Genomic DNA, 14,392 nt, shown 5'->3' with positions numbered 1-14,392 from the left:
CGATGTCTTGCCAATCTGCGCCTGAGAATGACAAACTGCGTCCTTCCGGCGGTGTTGGCCGCCGTTTGACATGGGGAGATATTGTCACATGCTTCGTCGCACTCTGCTGAAGACCGTCGCCGTCAGCGCCATCATGGTGGCTGCCGCCGCGACCGCCCAGGCGCAGACCAAGTGGGATCTGCCGGGCGCCTACCCGGCCGGCAACTTCCACACCAAGAACCTTGTGCAGTTCGCCGAGGATGTGAAGAAGCTGTCGGGCGGCAAGCTGGAAATCACCATTCACCCGGGCGCGTCGCTGTTCAAGGCGCCGGAAATCAAGCGCGCGGTGCAGACCGGCCAGGCGCAGATCGGCGAAGTGCTGATGGTGAATGTGGAGAATGAAATCGCCGTTTTCGGCGCCGATGGCGTGCCGTTCCTGGCCACCAGCTTCGCCGATTCGGCCAAATTGTGGAAAGCCCAGAAACCGGTGATCGAGAAGAAGCTGACCGAGCAGGGCATGATCGCGCTGTATGCTGTGCCGTGGCCGCCGCAGGGCATCTACACCAAGCAGAAGGAACTCAATACCATTGAGGACCTGAAGGGCCTGAAATATCGCGCCTACAGCCCGGCCACCTCGCGCATCGCCGAACTGGTTGGCGCGCAGCCGGTGACGGTGCAGCAGGCCGAACTGGCCCAGGCGATGGCCACCGGCGTGATCGTCACCATGATCACCTCGGGTTCCACCGGCCGCGACATCAAGGCCTGGGAAAGCATGACCCATTTCTACGACACCCAGGCCTGGCTGCCGAAGAATCTGGTATTCGTGAACAACGATGCCTTCAAGAAGCTGGATGCCGCTACGCAGAAGGCGGTTATGGATGCCGCTGCAGCTGCCGAGACGCGCGGCTTCGCTGCGGCTCAGGTCGAGACCGAGGATTCCAAGGCGGCCTTGGTCAAGGGTGGCATGAAGGTGGTGCCGCCGTCGGATGCGCTCAAGGCCGGGTTCCAGAAGGTTGGCGCCACCATGACCGAAGAGTGGGTCAAGAAGGCCGGTGCCGATGGCAAGGCCATCGTGGATGCTTTCAAGAAGATGTAATCATCTTCAGCAAGCGGGCGGGGGAAACCCCGCCCGAATTGTTTCCGGGGGACAATAACAAAGGTTGCTTGCGATGCGTTCGCCACTCGATCTGCTATACAGGGCCTGCGGCTGGCTTGCCGGCTTTTTCATGGTTGCGCTGCTGATAGCGATCCTGCTCAGCATTCTGGGCCGCCAGTTCAATTTCTATATCCGTGGTATTGATGCTTATGCCGGCTATTGCATGGGCTCGGCCACTTTCCTGGCACTGGCGCATACCTTCTCCCATGGCGAACATATCCGCGTTACGTTGATCCTGAAGCGGTTCACCGGCGCCACCCGGCGCGGCCTAGAATTGTGGTGCATTGCACTTGGCATCGCGGTATCGGGCTTTTTCGCCTTCTATGCCTGCAAGATGGTGTGGTGGAGCTGGAAGTTCAACGATATCTCCACGTCCAACGATGCCACGCCGCTGTGGATTCCGCAGCTTGGCTTTGCCATCGGCAGTGTTGTGCTGTTCATCGCCATGGTGGAGGAATTTTTCCTCGTGCTGCGCGGCAAGCCGCTCGACGATACCCCCGCCGAACTGGCGCGCACGGAGTAAGCCCGCATGGATCAGATCCTGATTTCAGTTTTCCTTATCATCGCGCTGTTTGCCATCCTGGCCACCGGCCTGTGGATCGGCCTTGGCCTGGTGGCCTGCGGCTGGCTCGCCATGATGCTGTTCACCAGCCGCCCGGTGGGCGATGCGATGATGACCACCATCTTCGGCTCCAGCACCAGTTGGACGCTGACCGCGTTGCCGATGTTCATCTGGATGGGTGAAATCCTGTTCCGCACCCGGTTGTCGGAAGACATGTTCCGTGGCCTGGCGCCGTGGATGACCAAGCTGCCCGGCCGCCTGGTGCATACCAACGTGATCGGCTGCACCATCTTTGCCGCCGTTTCCGGCTCCTCGGCCGCCACCTGTGCCACGATCGGCAAGATGAGCATCCCGGAATTGCGCCAGCGCGGCTATCCGGAGAATATCGTGATCGGCAGCCTGGCCGGTGCCGGCACGCTCGGCCTGCTGATCCCGCCTTCGCTGATCATGATTGTGTATGGCGTGGCGGCGGAAGTCTCGATTGCCAAGCTGTTCATTGCCGGTGTGATCCCCGGCATCCTGCTGGCAGTGCTGTTCATGGGCTATATCGTGGTCTGGTCACTGCTCAATCCGGGCAAGATCCCGTTGCCCACCGAGCGCTATAATTTTGTCGAGAAACTCTGGGCCTCGCGCCATCTGCTGCCCACGGTCGGCCTGATCCTGGCCGTGCTCGGCTCGATCTATACCGGCTTTGCCACCGCCACCGAGGCAGCGGCATTGGGCGTGGTTGGTGCGCTGGTGATTTCGGCCGCCCAGGGCAGCCTGAATATGAAAACCTTCCTGGATAGCCTGCTCGGCGCCACGCGGCTATCCTGCATGATCGGCCTGATTCTGGCCGGCGCCGCCTTCCTCACCCTGGCGATGGGTTTCACCGGCCTGCCGCGCCATCTGGCGGATTGGATCAGCAGCATGGGCTTCAGCCCGGCCATGCTGATCATTGTGCTGATGGTGTTCTACATTGTGCTCGGCTGCTTCCTGGATGGCATCTCGATGGTGGTGCTGACCATGGCAGTGGTGTTGCCGATGATCGAACGCGCCGGCATCGACCTGATCTGGTTCGGCATCTTTGTGGTGCTGGTGGTGGAAATGGCGCAGATCACGCCGCCGGTCGGCTTCAACCTGTTTGTGCTGCAAGGCATGACCGGGCATCAGATCACCTATATCGCCAAGGTCGCCTTGCCATTCTTCATTCTGATGGTGGTGGCGATTGCCTTGATCTTTTTCATTCCCGGCTTGGTCACCTGGTTGCCCGGCCAAATGCTCGGGCCGGGCTGAGGGAGCGCCAGCAGATGTTGCCGATCACACGTTTTCCCAGCGAGGCGGCGGGCCGTTCGCGCACCACGGTTTATAACGGCTTCGTTTTCACCGTGGCCACCGCCGATACCTACGAGCTGGATATGACGCGGCAGGCGCGTGAAGCCCTGGCCAATCTGGATCGCCAATTGGCCGAGGCCGGCAGCGACAAGTCGCGGCTCGTCTCGGCCACGGTGTATATCACCGATATGGCGCTGAAGCCGGCGATGAACGCGGTCTGGCTCGACTGGGTGGATCAGGCCAACCCGCCGCAGCGTGCCTGTATCGGCGCCACGCTGGAAGAAGGCGACATGATCGAGATTGTTGCCGTGGCAGCTGCCGGAGCGTGATGCGCCCTAAAAACTGGGTGGCGTGCAGGCGCTAATGATTTCGCATGGCTCCGGGCCGATATTGCGAAACCGGTGCGGCTGCTGGCTTTCGAAATAATAGGCGTCGCCGGGGCCGAGCAGGCGGCTCTGGCCGGCTACGGTCACCTCGATGCGGCCGGCCAGCACCACGCCGCCTTCCTCGCCTTCATGGCGCAACAGCACGCGGCCGGTATCGGCGCCGGGTGCATAGCGTTCCACCAGGATCTGCAAGGCGCGGCCGGACAGGTCGGCGCCGACCTGGCGATAGCTGATCTTGCCCTTGCCGACCTGCACCAACTCCTCGGCGTCATAAAACGCCTTGCGCGGGGCCGGGCTTTCCAAGGCAAAAAACTCCGCCAGGCTCATCGGCAGGCCATCCAGCACGCGCTTGAGCGCGCCGACTGATGGATTGACCCGGTTGGCCTCAATCAACGACACGGTGGCATTGGTCACGCCAGCGCGGCGCGCCAGTTCGCGCTGTGACAGCTTGCGCTGCAGGCGCACCAGCTTGAGCCGGCCGCCAATATCGATCTCACTATCCATCATCCTGCCGCGTCGCTGTTTCGCTGTTGAATATATTTAACGGTGTTTGCGTTGCCATATCAATATCAAGCACTTAGGCCAAGCATAAAAGCGTTGTTTCCGACGCCGCTTCAGCCGAGACTCCGGCATCGCGTTTATGCCTCAAGGAGAGCCGCCATGGGCCAGTCTGCCGCCGTACCCAACGACCTGGAATCCTGGTGGATGCCATTCACCGCCAACCGGCAGTTCAAGGCCAATCCGCGCCTGCTGGTCGGCGCCAAGGACATGCATTACACCACGCATGACGGCCGCCAGGTGATTGATGGCTCGGCCGGCCTGTGGTGTGTCAATGCCGGCCATTGCCGCCAGCCGATTGTGGATGCGATCCAGAAGCAGGCGGCGGAGATGGATTTTGCCCCCACCTTCCAGATGGGCCATCCCAAGGCATTTGAGTTCGCCGCCCGGCTGGCGCATCTGGCGCCCGGCGATCTCAAGCATGTGTTCTTCGCCAATTCCGGCTCGGAAGCGGTGGATACCGCGCTCAAGATCGCGCTGGCCTATCATCGGGCGCGCGGCGAGGGCGCCCGCACCCGGCTGATCGGCCGCGAACGTGGTTATCACGGCGTCGGTTTTGGCGGCATTTCGGTTGGCGGCATTGTCTCCAACCGCAAGGTATTCGGCCCGATGCTGGCCGGCGTGGATCACCTGCCGCATACCCATTCCTTGAAGGACATGGCGTTTTCCAAGGGTCTGCCGGATTGGGGCGCGCATCTGGCCGACGATCTGGAGCGGATTGTGGCTTTGCATGATGCCAGCACCATCGCCGCCGTGATTGTCGAACCGGTGGCCGGCTCCACCGGAGTGCTGCCGCCGCCCAAGGGCTATTTGCAGAAGCTGCGGCAGATTTGCGACAAGCATGGCATCCTGCTGATCTTTGATGAGGTTATCACCGGCTTCGGCCGCACCGGCACGGCATTCGCGGCTGAAACCTTCGGCGTCATCCCCGATCTGATGACCACCGCCAAGGGGCTGACCAATGCCGCTGTGCCGGCTGCCGCCGTGTTCACCCGCAAGCATGTGCATGATGCCTTCATGCAGGGGCCGGAGCATATGATCGAGCTGTTCCACGGCTATACCTATTCCGCCCATGCCCTGGCCTGCGCCGCCGGCTTGGCCACGCTGGATGTGTATCGTGATGAAGGCATCTTCGAGAATGCCGCCGCCCTGACGCCCTATTGGGAAGACGCCGCGCATAGCCTGAAGGGCCTGCCGCATGTGATCGATATCCGCAATATCGGCATCATGGCAGCCATCGAACTGGCGCCGCGTGAGAATGCGCCGACCAAGCGCGGCTACGAGGTGTTTGTGAAATGCTTTGAACAGGGCCTGATGGCGCGGCTGACCGGCGACACCATCGCGCTGTCGCCGCCGCTGATCCTCAACAAGGGCCATATCGACGAGATCTTCGGCATCCTCGCCAAGGTGTTGAAGCAGGTCGACTGATCCGGCCATACTCCCCGTCAGGGCAGCGAAACTGACGGGGAGGCACCGCATGAATGCGGGCATACATGAATTCCTGGCGCAAGACCGGGTGATCTGGGGCAAGCCGGCCGCCGAGGCGGTGCTGGAAGAAGCTGATCGGCGCGGCGCCAGCCGGATTTTCATCGTCACCAGCAAAACGCTGAACCGGCAGACCGATGCGGTGGAGAAAATCCGCCAGGCGCTGGGGCCGCGCCATGTTGGCACTTTTGATGAATGCCGCGAGCATACGCCGCGCCCGAGTGTGATTGCCTGCGCCGAGGCGATCCGCGCTGCCCGGCCCGATCTGATCCTGACCTTCGGCGGCGGCACTGCGATTGATACCGTGAAGGTGGCGCTGATTGTGCTGGCGCATGACCTGACGCGACCCGAGCAGCTAGACGATTATCACCTGCGCGCCAATCCCGATGGCAGCCGCTTCATGCCGGCAATCAAGCCGCCGCCAATGCGCCAGATTGTGTTGTCCACCACGCTTTCGGCAGCGGAATTCTCTAATTTCGGCGGCTGCACCGATCCGGCGCGGCAGATCAAGCATGGTTATGTCGGGCGCGAGATCGGCGCTGCCGCTGTAATTCTCGACCCAGCCGTGACCGTGCATACCCCGCAATGGTTATGGTTATCCACCGCCATCCGCGCCATCGATCATGCGGTGGAAGGCATCTGCTCGATCCAGCCCTCGACGCTGATCGAGGCCACCTCGCTGCATGCGCTCAGGCTGTTTGCGCAGGCGCTGCCGCAAAGCCAGCGTGACGCAGCGGATATGGCGGCGCGGCTGGAATGCCTGCAAGCCGCCTGGCTCTCGGGCTTCGGCATCCTGCGCGTGCCCTATGGCGCCAGCCACGGCATCGGCCACAGCCTGGGCGCCGTCACCGGCATGAGCCATGGCCACACCTCCTGCATCATGCTGCCGCAGGTGATGCGCTACAATCTGCCCCACACCGCGCCGCAGCAGGCGCGTATTGCGGCGGCGCTGGGCCGCGCCGATGGCGATGCAGCGGCCGCTGTGGCGGACCTGATTGCACAGCTCGGCCAGCCCGGGCGGCTGCGCGATCTCAAAGTGGATAAAACTCAATTCGGCAAGATCGCCGAAGGCGCCATGGAAAATCTCTGGGTGCGCACCAATCCACGGCCGATCCAGGGCGTGCAGGATATCATCGGCCTGCTGGAAGCGGCCTGGTGAAACTACAGCCGGCGCAGGCGGTAGCCGACGCCGTGGTCATTAAGCAGGAAGCTCGGATTCTGCGGGTCGGTTTCAATCTTGTTGCGCAATTGCCGGATCAGCACGCGCAATGACTGGCGCCGGCTGTCGCTATCCATACCCCACAGGTCTTTCAGCAGGGTTTCGGTGCTGACGGTGTTTTGGTCCGCCTGGGCCAGCCGGCGTAGCAGCCGCATTTCCATGCGTGACAATGGCACATTTCGGGTGCGGTGGCGGAAACTCTGTTCCACCTGATCAATGATGATATCGCCATAACACAGCCGGCCAATCTTGGTGCAGCTATAGCAGCGGCGCAGCAGGCTATGCAGCCGCGCCAGCAATTCGGCTTGATCCAGCGGCAGGCTCAGCACGTCATTGGCGCCGGCTTCCAGGGCGCGGATGCGGTTGGCGCTGCCGCCGGCCTCGTTAATGGCAATCACCGGTATGTCAGCGTGGTTGCGCAGATTGGCCAGGATCTCAAAGGCGCCCTGCGTATCTGTTGGTAGATATACCAGCACTGAATGGTACAGGCTTTCGGATAGAAAACCGTAGGTGATATCGCTGCGGTTGGCGGCGATTGCCTCAAATTCTGCTTCGGTCAGCAGGGCCGTCAGCTCGGCGGTTAGCTGCTCGGTAAAACCAATCAGCAAGGCTTTTGGCGGAGACATGGTCACTGTTCTTTTTATGGTTACCAAGGCTGCATTTCTTTTAAATATATAATAAATCCGTAGGCGACATAAAGTGGAAAAATAAGGATAAAATATTGTTAAGAAGTCCTTATTTAACACGAATCTGGATATGTGGTAAGTATTATGGGGTATTTTTCAGCGGTGAAATTGGCTTGTGTGGAATTTAAGATCAATAATATAAATATTTTAACTTTAATATAGAGGATATTTCAATACTAATATTTTGCAATATCGCGATGTCTGAAATGATAAGCGCAGGGAGCGGACAAAATAATAAAAGCGCATTAATTGCGCAGGCATAACCACAGCTCTTCATTCTTACTCACGGCCATTGCCAGGAAAAGGCTGTTCATGAAACGCCCAGAACCGACATTGCAGGAGCGCTTTTTCAACGCCGACGACATTATCGTGTCAAAAACCGACCTGAAGGGCCGGCTGGTTTATGTCAACGACGTATTTTGCAGCGTCGGGCTTTACAGCGAACGCGAGGTGTTGGGCCAGCCGCATGCCATTGTGCGCCACCCGGATATGCCGCGCGCGATTTTCGCGTTGCTCTGGCAGCGTATCCAATCCGGCCGTGAGGTGTTCGCCTATGTCAAGAACATGGCCAAGAACGGCGATTACTATTGGGTGCTGGCGCATGTGACGCCGAGCTACACCCTGGCTGGCGAGATCGATGGGTATCATTCCAACCGGCGCAAGCCACAGCGCGCTGCGCTGGCCGCCATCGAACCGCTCTACCGCGACCTGTTGCGACTGGAAGCCGTTGGCGACCGTAAAGCTGGCTTGCAGACCAGCCTGGCGCGGCTGGATGCGGCAATGGCCGAGTGCGGCCAGGGTTATGACCAGTTTGTACTGGGCCTGGCCGTGCAATGACAAAATCACACGGGGGAAGCGCGGCATGCTGATATTCGGACGCAGGGCGCGGCAGCAGCGTGCCGCTATGGCTGCGGTGGCTGAAATATGCGGCCGCGCGGCCCGTGGCGATCTCTCCGCCCGCGTGCTGCATGTGGGCGATTATGGCGAAAATGCACCGGCGCTCATCGCAGTCAATCGGCTGTTGGACCTGACCGACGCCTATTTGCGCGAGTCTGGGGCGTCGCTGACCCTGGCCGCCGAAGGGCAGTATTACCGGCCATTTATCGAAACCGGCATGGTGGGCAATTTCCGCCGCGGGGCCGAGATCATCAATAGGGCACGAGAGAGTATGCGCCAGCGCGCCGATGAAGGTGTGCGGCTGGAGGCGGAAATCGTCGAGTTGGTTTCGGCCGCGGCTGCCGGTGATCTTGGCAAGCGGCTGCCGCTGGAAGGCAAGCAGGGTTTCATGCTGGGCCTGTCGCAAGGCATCAACGAGGTGGTTGGTGCCACCGCCGCCGTGTTGCAAAGCCTCAGCCGCATCATGGCCGGGCTGGCGCGCGGCAATCTGGCTCAGCGGGTTGAACAGGGTTATGCCGGGGAGTTCGGCCTGTTGATGCAGCATACCGGCACCACGGTGCAGGTGCTGCGTGATGTGGCTGGCCGGCTCACCCAGAGCAGCGCCGCGCTGGAAGCGGCAGCCGGCGAACTGGCGGAAGGGGGCCGCGATCTGGCCTCGCGCACCGAAAGCCAGGCGGCAACACTGGAACAGACCGCCGCCGCCCTGGCCCTGCTGACCGATACAGTGCGGCAGAATGCCGAGAATGCACAAATGGTGAGTGAGCTGAGTTCGACGGCACGGAATGCGGCGCAGCGTGGCGGCGAGATTGTGCGCGAAGCGGTGGCGGCGATGGATCGTATCGAGGGCGGGTCGCATCGCATTGTCGGCATTGTTGGCCTGATTGACGAGATCGCCTTTCAGACCAACCTGCTGGCGTTGAATGCCAGCGTGGAAGCCGCGCGTGCCGGCGAGGCGGGCAAGGGCTTCGCTGTTGTGGCGCAGGAAGTGCGCGCCCTGGCCCAGCGCGCCGCCAGCGCTTCCAAGGATATAAAAGGGCTTATCAACGAGACCGACCAGCAGGTTAAGGCCGGTGTACAATATGTGCGCCGCAGCGGCGACACCCTGGCTGAGATCAACAGCGCCAGCGACCGTGTGGCGCTGATCGTTACGGAAATTGCCCGGGCCAGCCGTGAACAGGCCCAGGGGCTGGAAGAAGTGAACACCGCCATCGCTGCGCTCGATCAGCTTACCCAGCGCAACTCGGCTTTGGTGGAGGAAAACAGCGCCGCCACTGCCACCTTGTCGGATCAGGCCGCACAACTCACCCAGTTAGTCGCTTTCTTCGATGCATCCAGCCGCGACGGCCTGCGCCAAGACGCCGCTGCATGAACACCTGCCAGAAATGAACAATATTCAGGACAGCCTGCTGGCCTTCATTCCGGAGGCCGTTGTCACCATCGCCATGGATCAGCGTATTCTGGATTTCAACCGCATGGCCGAAGCGGTGTTCGGCTATAGCCGCGAGGAGATTGTCGGCCAGCCTCTTGAAACCCTGATCCCGCTTGGCGCACGCGCGGCGCACCAGCATCATGTGGCGCGTTTCGAGCAGGCGCCGGCCACTGCCTATATGATGCATGGCCGCCGCGAAGTTACCGGCATGCGGCGCGATGGCAGCCTGTTTCCCGCCGAAGCTTCGATCCTGAAGGCACAGCAGGGCGGCGAGCCGGTGATCATTGCGGTGCTGCGCGATGTATCGGCGCGGCGTGCGGCACAAGCCAAGACGATTGCATCCGAACGTAAACATCGCGCCATCATGGAGGGTAGCCCGGATGCGATCCTGATGGTGGATATGGTGAATGGGCGGATTCTGGACGCCAATGCGGCGGCCGGTGAATTGATCGGCTGCGCCCCGGCCAGCCTGATCGGCCGGTTGGAAAGTGAACTGCATCCGGCCGGGCTGGGCGGTGGACTGGTGGCCTTGTTTGAGGCCGGCAGCCATGGCGACCGTCTGGTGGCAGCCGGCGCCATGCTGCACCACAGCAGTGGCGTGCTGCTGCCAGTGGAAGTCAGTGCGCGTCGTATCGAGCTGGATGAACATGCGGTGCTGACGGCTTTCTACCGCGATATCCGCCATCATCACGAACGTGAAGCACGCCTACAGCATGCACTGGAACAGGCGGCCGAATCAGCCCGTAGCAAAAGCCTGTTCCTGGCCAATATGAGCCATGAATTGCGCACGCCGCTGAACGGCATCATCGGCTTTGCCGAAATGATCGCGCTGGAAATCAACGGCCCGCTCGGCCATGGCAAATACCGTGAATATGGCAACCTGATTGTTGAAAGCGCCGGGCATCTGCTCAGCCTGGTCAATGACATCCTGGATTTTTCAGCATTGGAAATCGGCAAATATCGCCTGCATCGCGAGGTCGTTTCGCTGCTGCCGCTGATCGAGGAATGTTTGCGGCTGGTGCAGGGCGCCGTGGCGGCGAATCATCTTGATCTGCGGGTTGAGGCGCCGCCCGATGCCAGCCTGCTGGCGGATCGGCGCGGCCTGCGCCAGATGCTGCTCAACTTGCTCAGCAATGCGGTGAAATATACGCCCGAAGATGGCAGCATCCTGGTGCGGGTGGAGCAGGATGTGGTCGGCACCGCGATCAGTGTTTGCGACAATGGCCCGGGCATCGATGCCGAAAGGCTGGCCCAGGTGCTGGAACCCTTCGGCATTGCCAGTGATGTCTATACCCGGCGCCGGGGTGGCGCCGGGCTTGGCCTGTCGATCACCAAGATGCTGGTGGAACTGCATGGCGGCCGGCTCAGCATCAGCCAGATGCTGCCAGGACAGCAGCCGGCCGGCACCCGGGCGGCGCTGTATTTCCCCGCCACGCAGGTGATGCAGGATTAGAGCGGTTCATATTCATATGGAAGCACCTGCGTTGCGTCTGGAGGCGGTAGGCCGATAGGAGAAGCGCGCAGCAGGTACCTTGTGGTACCTGCAAGCGTTTCGACGACGCGGATGCCGCCTCCAGGCGCAACCCCGAAGGGGCCGGGCGATTTTGCGTTTTGCGCGCGTCGCCCGGCTTGGCCGTAGTCCCACTACGCCCAGCGCCGGGCTCCTCCGCAAAACGCAAAATCGCCAAGGCGCAAGTGCTTCCATATGAATATGAACCGCTCTAGGGCAGCAGCCGGTCGTAGTACTGGTTGAGCGGCAGATAGCGGCGCCAGAAACTGTCGGGCACACGGCCATAGGCGCGTTCCACCAGCGTATCCAGATGGGTGTGCCAGCCGCCGGAAACACTGAGCATGGCATCGCGCCCGCCAAGCCGGCGATGGGTCAGCACCAGGCGGATTTTCTCGCCCTCGGGCCGCAATTCAAAGGTCACTTCCGACTGCGCATCGCTGGCTTTACAGCCGCTGCCATCTTCGCCCCAGGTGAAGGCCAGCAGATGCGGCGGCTCCAGCCGGGTGATATGGCCCAGTAATTTGCTGCCTTCATATTTGGCATAATCCGCCGGCGGGGTTTCCGGCTCCGCGCCCAGCTTGCCGTTCCAGAATTCCAGTTCCACCGCGCCGCCGATGCGTAGATCCATCGGCCCGGCGGCAAGCCAGGTGGCGCGCAATTCGGATTGCGTCAGATAAGCCCAGATCCGTTCCGCCGGCCCCGGCAGCAGGCGGGTGAAACGCACCGCGCCGGATTCAAGCACTTCGCCGTAATCGCTGGTCTGCGTCATGGCATTCATCGGTTCTGGTCCTTTTCCAGTTCAGCTTGCAATGCGTCGAGCCTTGGGCCCCAGAATTGCCGCACCCGGCCAAGCCAGGCCTCCATCTCGCCAAAGCCGGCCTGGTTCAGCGCATAGATGCGGCGCTGCGCATCCACCCGCTGGCTCACCAGCCCGGCCTGGCGCAGCACTTTCAGATGCTGCGAAACCGCCGGGGCGGAGAGTTCAAAATGTGCCGCGATGGCACCGGCCGGCAGTGGGCCGGGGCCAAGCAATTCGATGATCTGCCGCCGCGTCGGGTCGGCCAGGGCTGCAAAACTTTCCATGGCCTCTTTATTTCATATTTTACTTAAATAAGCAATATATAAAATATATTTATTGCTTTCAGTCAAAACTGGGATATACATAATGTATATCCTCACGCTGCTTCAGGAGATCGAGCGATGCCCACACGAACCAAACTATTCCAATCAAATCGTAGCCAGGCTTTGCGGTTGCCACGAGACGTGGCATTTCCGGCCGAGGTTCAGGATGTTCTGGTGCTGAAACAAGGCGTGAAGCGGCTGATTGTGCCGGCCAGTTGCGCCTGGGATGATTTTTTTGACGCTCCCGGCATTGATCTGCCGGAGCGGCAGCAGCCGGTAATGCAGCAACGTGATGACTTCTGATGCTGCGCTACATGCTGGATACCGATATCTGCATCCGTGTGCTGCGTGAACGACCGGCCAGCGCCCGCTTGCGGTTCAATCAGGAAGCCGAAGCTTTATGCATCTCGGTGGTGACATTGGGTGAATTGCTCTACGGCGCCGAACGCTCGGCGCGACCGCTGCATCATCGCCAGCAGGTGGAGCATTTTGCCGAACGGCTTGAAGTGCTGGCCTTTGATGCCGAAGCCGCCATGCATTTTGCCGATATCCGCAGCCGGCTAGAACGCCAGGGCAGTGTGATCGGCCCGTATGATCTGATGATTGCCGGCCATGCGCGCAGCCGCGGGCTGGTGGTTGTCACCGGCAATTTGCGTGAATTCAGCCGCGTTGAAGGCCTCAGAGTTGAGGATTGGCTCGGTTTGCCGTGAAGCGTTGCGCCAGCGCGCAGGCCAGGCCGCAGCTGGTGGCGCTGAGCAGGCTGCCCCAGGCCATGTCAATGAAAGTGACCAGTGCCGGCCAGCCGACGATGGTGGCCTGATTGGTCAGATCATAAGTGCCATAGGCCACCAGGCCAAAGGCGGCGCCCAGGCCACAAGCCAGCCAGGCCGAGCCGGCCGCCAGGGCCGGGCGCAGCACAAACAGGCACAGCCCAAACCAGTACAGCAGGTAAAAGCTGATGGCGGCCCACAGCACCGGGGCCGGATTGAGCAAAGCGCCCAGTTGCGGCCGATAGAGCCAGCCGGTGGCGGTCAGCAGCCAGGCGATATCAGCCAGGGCCAACAGCAGTAGCAGGATCAGCGCGGCGATGCTGAAACGGCGACTGGCTGAGGCTGGGGCGGCCGGCATGGCTGGACTATCCTTGAGATGCTGCTGGTGGATAACAAGGTAGGGCGTTCGGGCCAACTGGCAAAACGCCCGCCCCTGTGATGGTTCAGAATTTGTAGCTGAGAATCAGGCCGGTGCTGAACTGGTCGGCCGAGCCCTTATCCTCAACCAGTGGGCTGCTGGCGGCATCGCCGAGCAGGCGCTTGTAGCCAACCCGGCCAGTGAGGCCCCAATGCTGGGTCAGGCTGTAATCCAGATCAAGCGACAGGCTGACATCCTTGAACCCGGCTTCGGGGGTGTATTGCCTGAGGCCGCTGCGCTGCGCCTGTGCGGCGGTGATGCCGAAGAAGCTCTGGGTGTAATTCTCGTCGGCCCAGGTGGCGGATACTTCCGAGCGGGCGCGCAGCTTGGGGCCGAAGCTATGCATGTAGCCGCCGCTGAGCTTGGCGGTCCAGCCATCATGGGCGCCGCTGGCATCGTGGAACACGGTCAGGCCGGTGGACCATGATCCGATGCGATAATTGATGAAGCCGCCGATTTCGGCGCCGGCATCGATATCGCCCAGGCCGCGCAGCGCATCATTATCGCCATCATCGCGGCCCATCTGGTAGCGCAGCAAAGGCCCGGCTTGCAGCTTGTCGGAGGGGCGTGGCCCCTGCCAGGTGAAGGCGTTCACGCCCAGCATCGGGCCGCGCAGGAATACCAGGTCGCGATAATTCACCATCAGGAAAGGCAAAGGCGCCACTTCGTAATCGTCGCTGCCCTCGTAATCCGGCTGGAACATGGCGCCGGCGCCGAGCCGGATATCCCAGTCCTTTTTCTCCGCTGCCTGCCCGGCCAGAGCATTGGCCTGTGCATTGGGCTGCTGCGCGGCTGCGGCAAAAGACAAAACCCATAAAGCGGCAGCAAAAGGCAGGATGCGTGACAGGAACTGCGAGGCGGGGGGAAGCATAGTGTTTTTCATGGGCAGGAGGCTCTTTTC

Annotated in this window: 17 protein-coding genes; 11 read left to right on the top strand and 6 right to left on the bottom strand. The window is 61.3% G+C overall.

The features are described 5' to 3' along the window. The first annotated feature begins 88 nt into the window (after positions 1-88). From KBB36_RS07500 to KBB36_RS07485, 4 genes are all read left to right on the top strand, one after another. Complete coding sequence (locus tag KBB36_RS07500; protein ID WP_290978353.1) at positions 89-1,075, top strand: TRAP transporter substrate-binding protein; 987 nt, start codon at positions 89-91, stop codon at positions 1,073-1,075. A gap of 73 nt (positions 1,076-1,148) precedes the next feature. Continuing rightward, positions 1,149-1,658: a TRAP transporter small permease gene (locus tag KBB36_RS07495; protein WP_290978352.1), complete on the top strand. Its 510-nt coding sequence runs from the start codon at positions 1,149-1,151 to the stop codon at positions 1,656-1,658. A 6-nt stretch (positions 1,659-1,664) separates the two neighbouring features. Further along, positions 1,665-2,972, top strand: coding sequence for a TRAP transporter large permease subunit (locus KBB36_RS07490; RefSeq protein ID WP_290978351.1), 1,308 nt, complete (start codon positions 1,665-1,667; stop codon positions 2,970-2,972). Positions 2,973-2,986: 14 nt separating this feature from the next. Continuing rightward, positions 2,987-3,340 carry a RidA family protein gene (locus KBB36_RS07485; protein WP_290978350.1) on the top strand — a complete coding sequence of 118 codons (354 nt, stop codon included), beginning with the start codon at positions 2,987-2,989 and terminating at the stop codon, positions 3,338-3,340. Positions 3,341-3,346: 6 nt separating this feature from the next. On the opposite strand, the gene KBB36_RS07480 is transcribed toward KBB36_RS07485, so the two are convergent. After that, positions 3,347-3,901, bottom strand: a complete 555-nt coding sequence (locus KBB36_RS07480; protein ID WP_366933175.1) for a cupin domain-containing protein — start codon at positions 3,899-3,901, stop codon at positions 3,347-3,349. Between the two features lie 156 nt (positions 3,902-4,057). On the opposite strand from KBB36_RS07480, the gene KBB36_RS07475 reads away from it, so the two are divergent. Beyond that, positions 4,058-5,383, top strand: a complete 1,326-nt coding sequence (locus tag KBB36_RS07475; protein ID WP_290978348.1) for an aspartate aminotransferase family protein — start codon at positions 4,058-4,060, stop codon at positions 5,381-5,383. A gap of 49 nt (positions 5,384-5,432) precedes the next feature. Then, complete coding sequence (locus KBB36_RS07470; protein WP_290978347.1) at positions 5,433-6,599, top strand: iron-containing alcohol dehydrogenase; 1,167 nt, start codon at positions 5,433-5,435, stop codon at positions 6,597-6,599. 2 nt (positions 6,600-6,601) lie between these two features. Here KBB36_RS07470 and KBB36_RS07465 read toward each other — a convergent pair whose 3' ends face one another. After that, positions 6,602-7,285, bottom strand: coding sequence for a response regulator transcription factor (locus KBB36_RS07465; RefSeq protein WP_290978346.1), 684 nt, complete (start codon positions 7,283-7,285; stop codon positions 6,602-6,604). Between the two features lie 372 nt (positions 7,286-7,657). Between KBB36_RS07465 and KBB36_RS07460 the strand changes: the two genes are divergently transcribed. From KBB36_RS07460 to KBB36_RS07450, 3 genes are read left to right on the top strand one after another with little or no spacing between them, the layout of a single operon-like run. Then, entirely contained in the window at positions 7,658-8,182 is a 525-nt protein-coding gene (locus KBB36_RS07460; protein ID WP_290978345.1) for a PAS domain-containing protein, read from the top strand. Positions 8,183-8,207: 25 nt separating this feature from the next. Beyond that, positions 8,208-9,611 carry a methyl-accepting chemotaxis protein gene (locus KBB36_RS07455; protein WP_290978344.1) on the top strand — a complete coding sequence of 468 codons (1,404 nt, stop codon included), beginning with the start codon at positions 8,208-8,210 and terminating at the stop codon, positions 9,609-9,611. Positions 9,612-9,624: 13 nt separating this feature from the next. Next, positions 9,625-11,124, top strand: coding sequence for a PAS domain S-box protein (locus KBB36_RS07450; RefSeq protein ID WP_290978343.1), 1,500 nt, complete (start codon positions 9,625-9,627; stop codon positions 11,122-11,124). Between the two features lie 268 nt (positions 11,125-11,392). Here the strand turns inward: KBB36_RS07450 and KBB36_RS07445 are convergent, their stop codons facing one another. Together KBB36_RS07445 and KBB36_RS07440 are read right to left on the bottom strand one after the other, a co-directional pair. Further along, positions 11,393-11,950: an SRPBCC family protein gene (locus tag KBB36_RS07445; RefSeq protein ID WP_290978342.1), complete on the bottom strand. Its 558-nt coding sequence runs from the start codon at positions 11,948-11,950 to the stop codon at positions 11,393-11,395. Between the two features lie 5 nt (positions 11,951-11,955). Beyond that, a complete protein-coding gene (locus KBB36_RS07440; protein ID WP_290978341.1) occupies positions 11,956-12,264 on the bottom strand; it encodes a metalloregulator ArsR/SmtB family transcription factor in 309 nt (102 codons plus the stop codon). A 117-nt stretch (positions 12,265-12,381) separates the two neighbouring features. Between KBB36_RS07440 and vapB the strand changes: the two genes are divergently transcribed. Both vapB and vapC read left to right on the top strand, forming a co-directional pair. Beyond that, positions 12,382-12,606, top strand: a complete 225-nt coding sequence (gene vapB / locus KBB36_RS07435) for a type II toxin-antitoxin system VapB family antitoxin (RefSeq protein WP_290978340.1) — start codon at positions 12,382-12,384, stop codon at positions 12,604-12,606. Continuing rightward, positions 12,606-13,013: a tRNA(fMet)-specific endonuclease VapC gene (vapC, locus tag KBB36_RS07430; RefSeq protein WP_290978339.1), complete on the top strand. Its 408-nt coding sequence runs from the start codon at positions 12,606-12,608 to the stop codon at positions 13,011-13,013. The genes vapB and vapC overlap by 1 nt, the downstream gene beginning before the upstream one ends. On the opposite strand, the gene KBB36_RS07425 is transcribed toward vapC, so the two are convergent. Beyond that, positions 12,982-13,431 (bottom strand): DUF2177 family protein, encoded by a 450-nt coding sequence (locus KBB36_RS07425; RefSeq protein WP_290978338.1) that lies wholly within the window; start codon positions 13,429-13,431, stop codon positions 12,982-12,984. The genes vapC and KBB36_RS07425 overlap by 32 nt on opposite strands. Before the next feature lie 85 nt (positions 13,432-13,516). Further along, positions 13,517-14,362 (bottom strand): MipA/OmpV family protein, encoded by an 846-nt coding sequence (locus tag KBB36_RS07420; protein ID WP_290978337.1) that lies wholly within the window; start codon positions 14,360-14,362, stop codon positions 13,517-13,519. Between the last annotated feature and the right edge of the window lie 30 nt (positions 14,363-14,392).

This window comes from Ferrovibrio sp., assembly GCF_017994015.1.
Classification (GTDB): Bacteria; Pseudomonadota; Alphaproteobacteria; order Ferrovibrionales; family Ferrovibrionaceae; genus Ferrovibrio.
This window is presented reverse-complemented; position numbering and strand designations above follow the sequence as displayed.

Bases quoted from the DNA above. Each gene is read 5' to 3' on its own strand.
- KBB36_RS07500 (WP_290978353.1), top strand. From the start codon at position 89: ATGCTTCGTCGCACTCTGCTGAAGACCGTCGCCGTCAGCGCCATCATG.
- KBB36_RS07495 (WP_290978352.1), top strand. From the start codon at position 1,149: ATGCGTTCGCCACTCGATCTGCTATACAGGGCCTGCGGCTGGCTTGCC.
- KBB36_RS07490 (WP_290978351.1), top strand. From the start codon at position 1,665: ATGGATCAGATCCTGATTTCAGTTTTCCTTATCATCGCGCTGTTTGCC.
- KBB36_RS07485 (WP_290978350.1), top strand. From the start codon at position 2,987: ATGTTGCCGATCACACGTTTTCCCAGCGAGGCGGCGGGCCGTTCGCGC.
- KBB36_RS07480 (WP_366933175.1), bottom strand. From the start codon at position 3,901: ATGGATAGTGAGATCGATATTGGCGGCCGGCTCAAGCTGGTGCGCCTG.
- KBB36_RS07475 (WP_290978348.1), top strand. From the start codon at position 4,058: ATGGGCCAGTCTGCCGCCGTACCCAACGACCTGGAATCCTGGTGGATG.
- KBB36_RS07470 (WP_290978347.1), top strand. From the start codon at position 5,433: ATGAATGCGGGCATACATGAATTCCTGGCGCAAGACCGGGTGATCTGG.
- KBB36_RS07465 (WP_290978346.1), bottom strand. From the start codon at position 7,285: ATGTCTCCGCCAAAAGCCTTGCTGATTGGTTTTACCGAGCAGCTAACC.
- KBB36_RS07460 (WP_290978345.1), top strand. From the start codon at position 7,658: ATGAAACGCCCAGAACCGACATTGCAGGAGCGCTTTTTCAACGCCGAC.
- KBB36_RS07455 (WP_290978344.1), top strand. From the start codon at position 8,208: ATGCTGATATTCGGACGCAGGGCGCGGCAGCAGCGTGCCGCTATGGCT.
- KBB36_RS07450 (WP_290978343.1), top strand. From the start codon at position 9,625: ATGAACAATATTCAGGACAGCCTGCTGGCCTTCATTCCGGAGGCCGTT.
- KBB36_RS07445 (WP_290978342.1), bottom strand. From the start codon at position 11,950: ATGACGCAGACCAGCGATTACGGCGAAGTGCTTGAATCCGGCGCGGTG.
- KBB36_RS07440 (WP_290978341.1), bottom strand. From the start codon at position 12,264: ATGGAAAGTTTTGCAGCCCTGGCCGACCCGACGCGGCGGCAGATCATC.
- vapB (WP_290978340.1), top strand. From the start codon at position 12,382: ATGCCCACACGAACCAAACTATTCCAATCAAATCGTAGCCAGGCTTTG.
- vapC (WP_290978339.1), top strand. From the start codon at position 12,606: ATGCTGCGCTACATGCTGGATACCGATATCTGCATCCGTGTGCTGCGT.
- KBB36_RS07425 (WP_290978338.1), bottom strand. From the start codon at position 13,431: ATGCCGGCCGCCCCAGCCTCAGCCAGTCGCCGTTTCAGCATCGCCGCG.
- KBB36_RS07420 (WP_290978337.1), bottom strand. From the start codon at position 14,362: ATGCTTCCCCCCGCCTCGCAGTTCCTGTCACGCATCCTGCCTTTTGCT.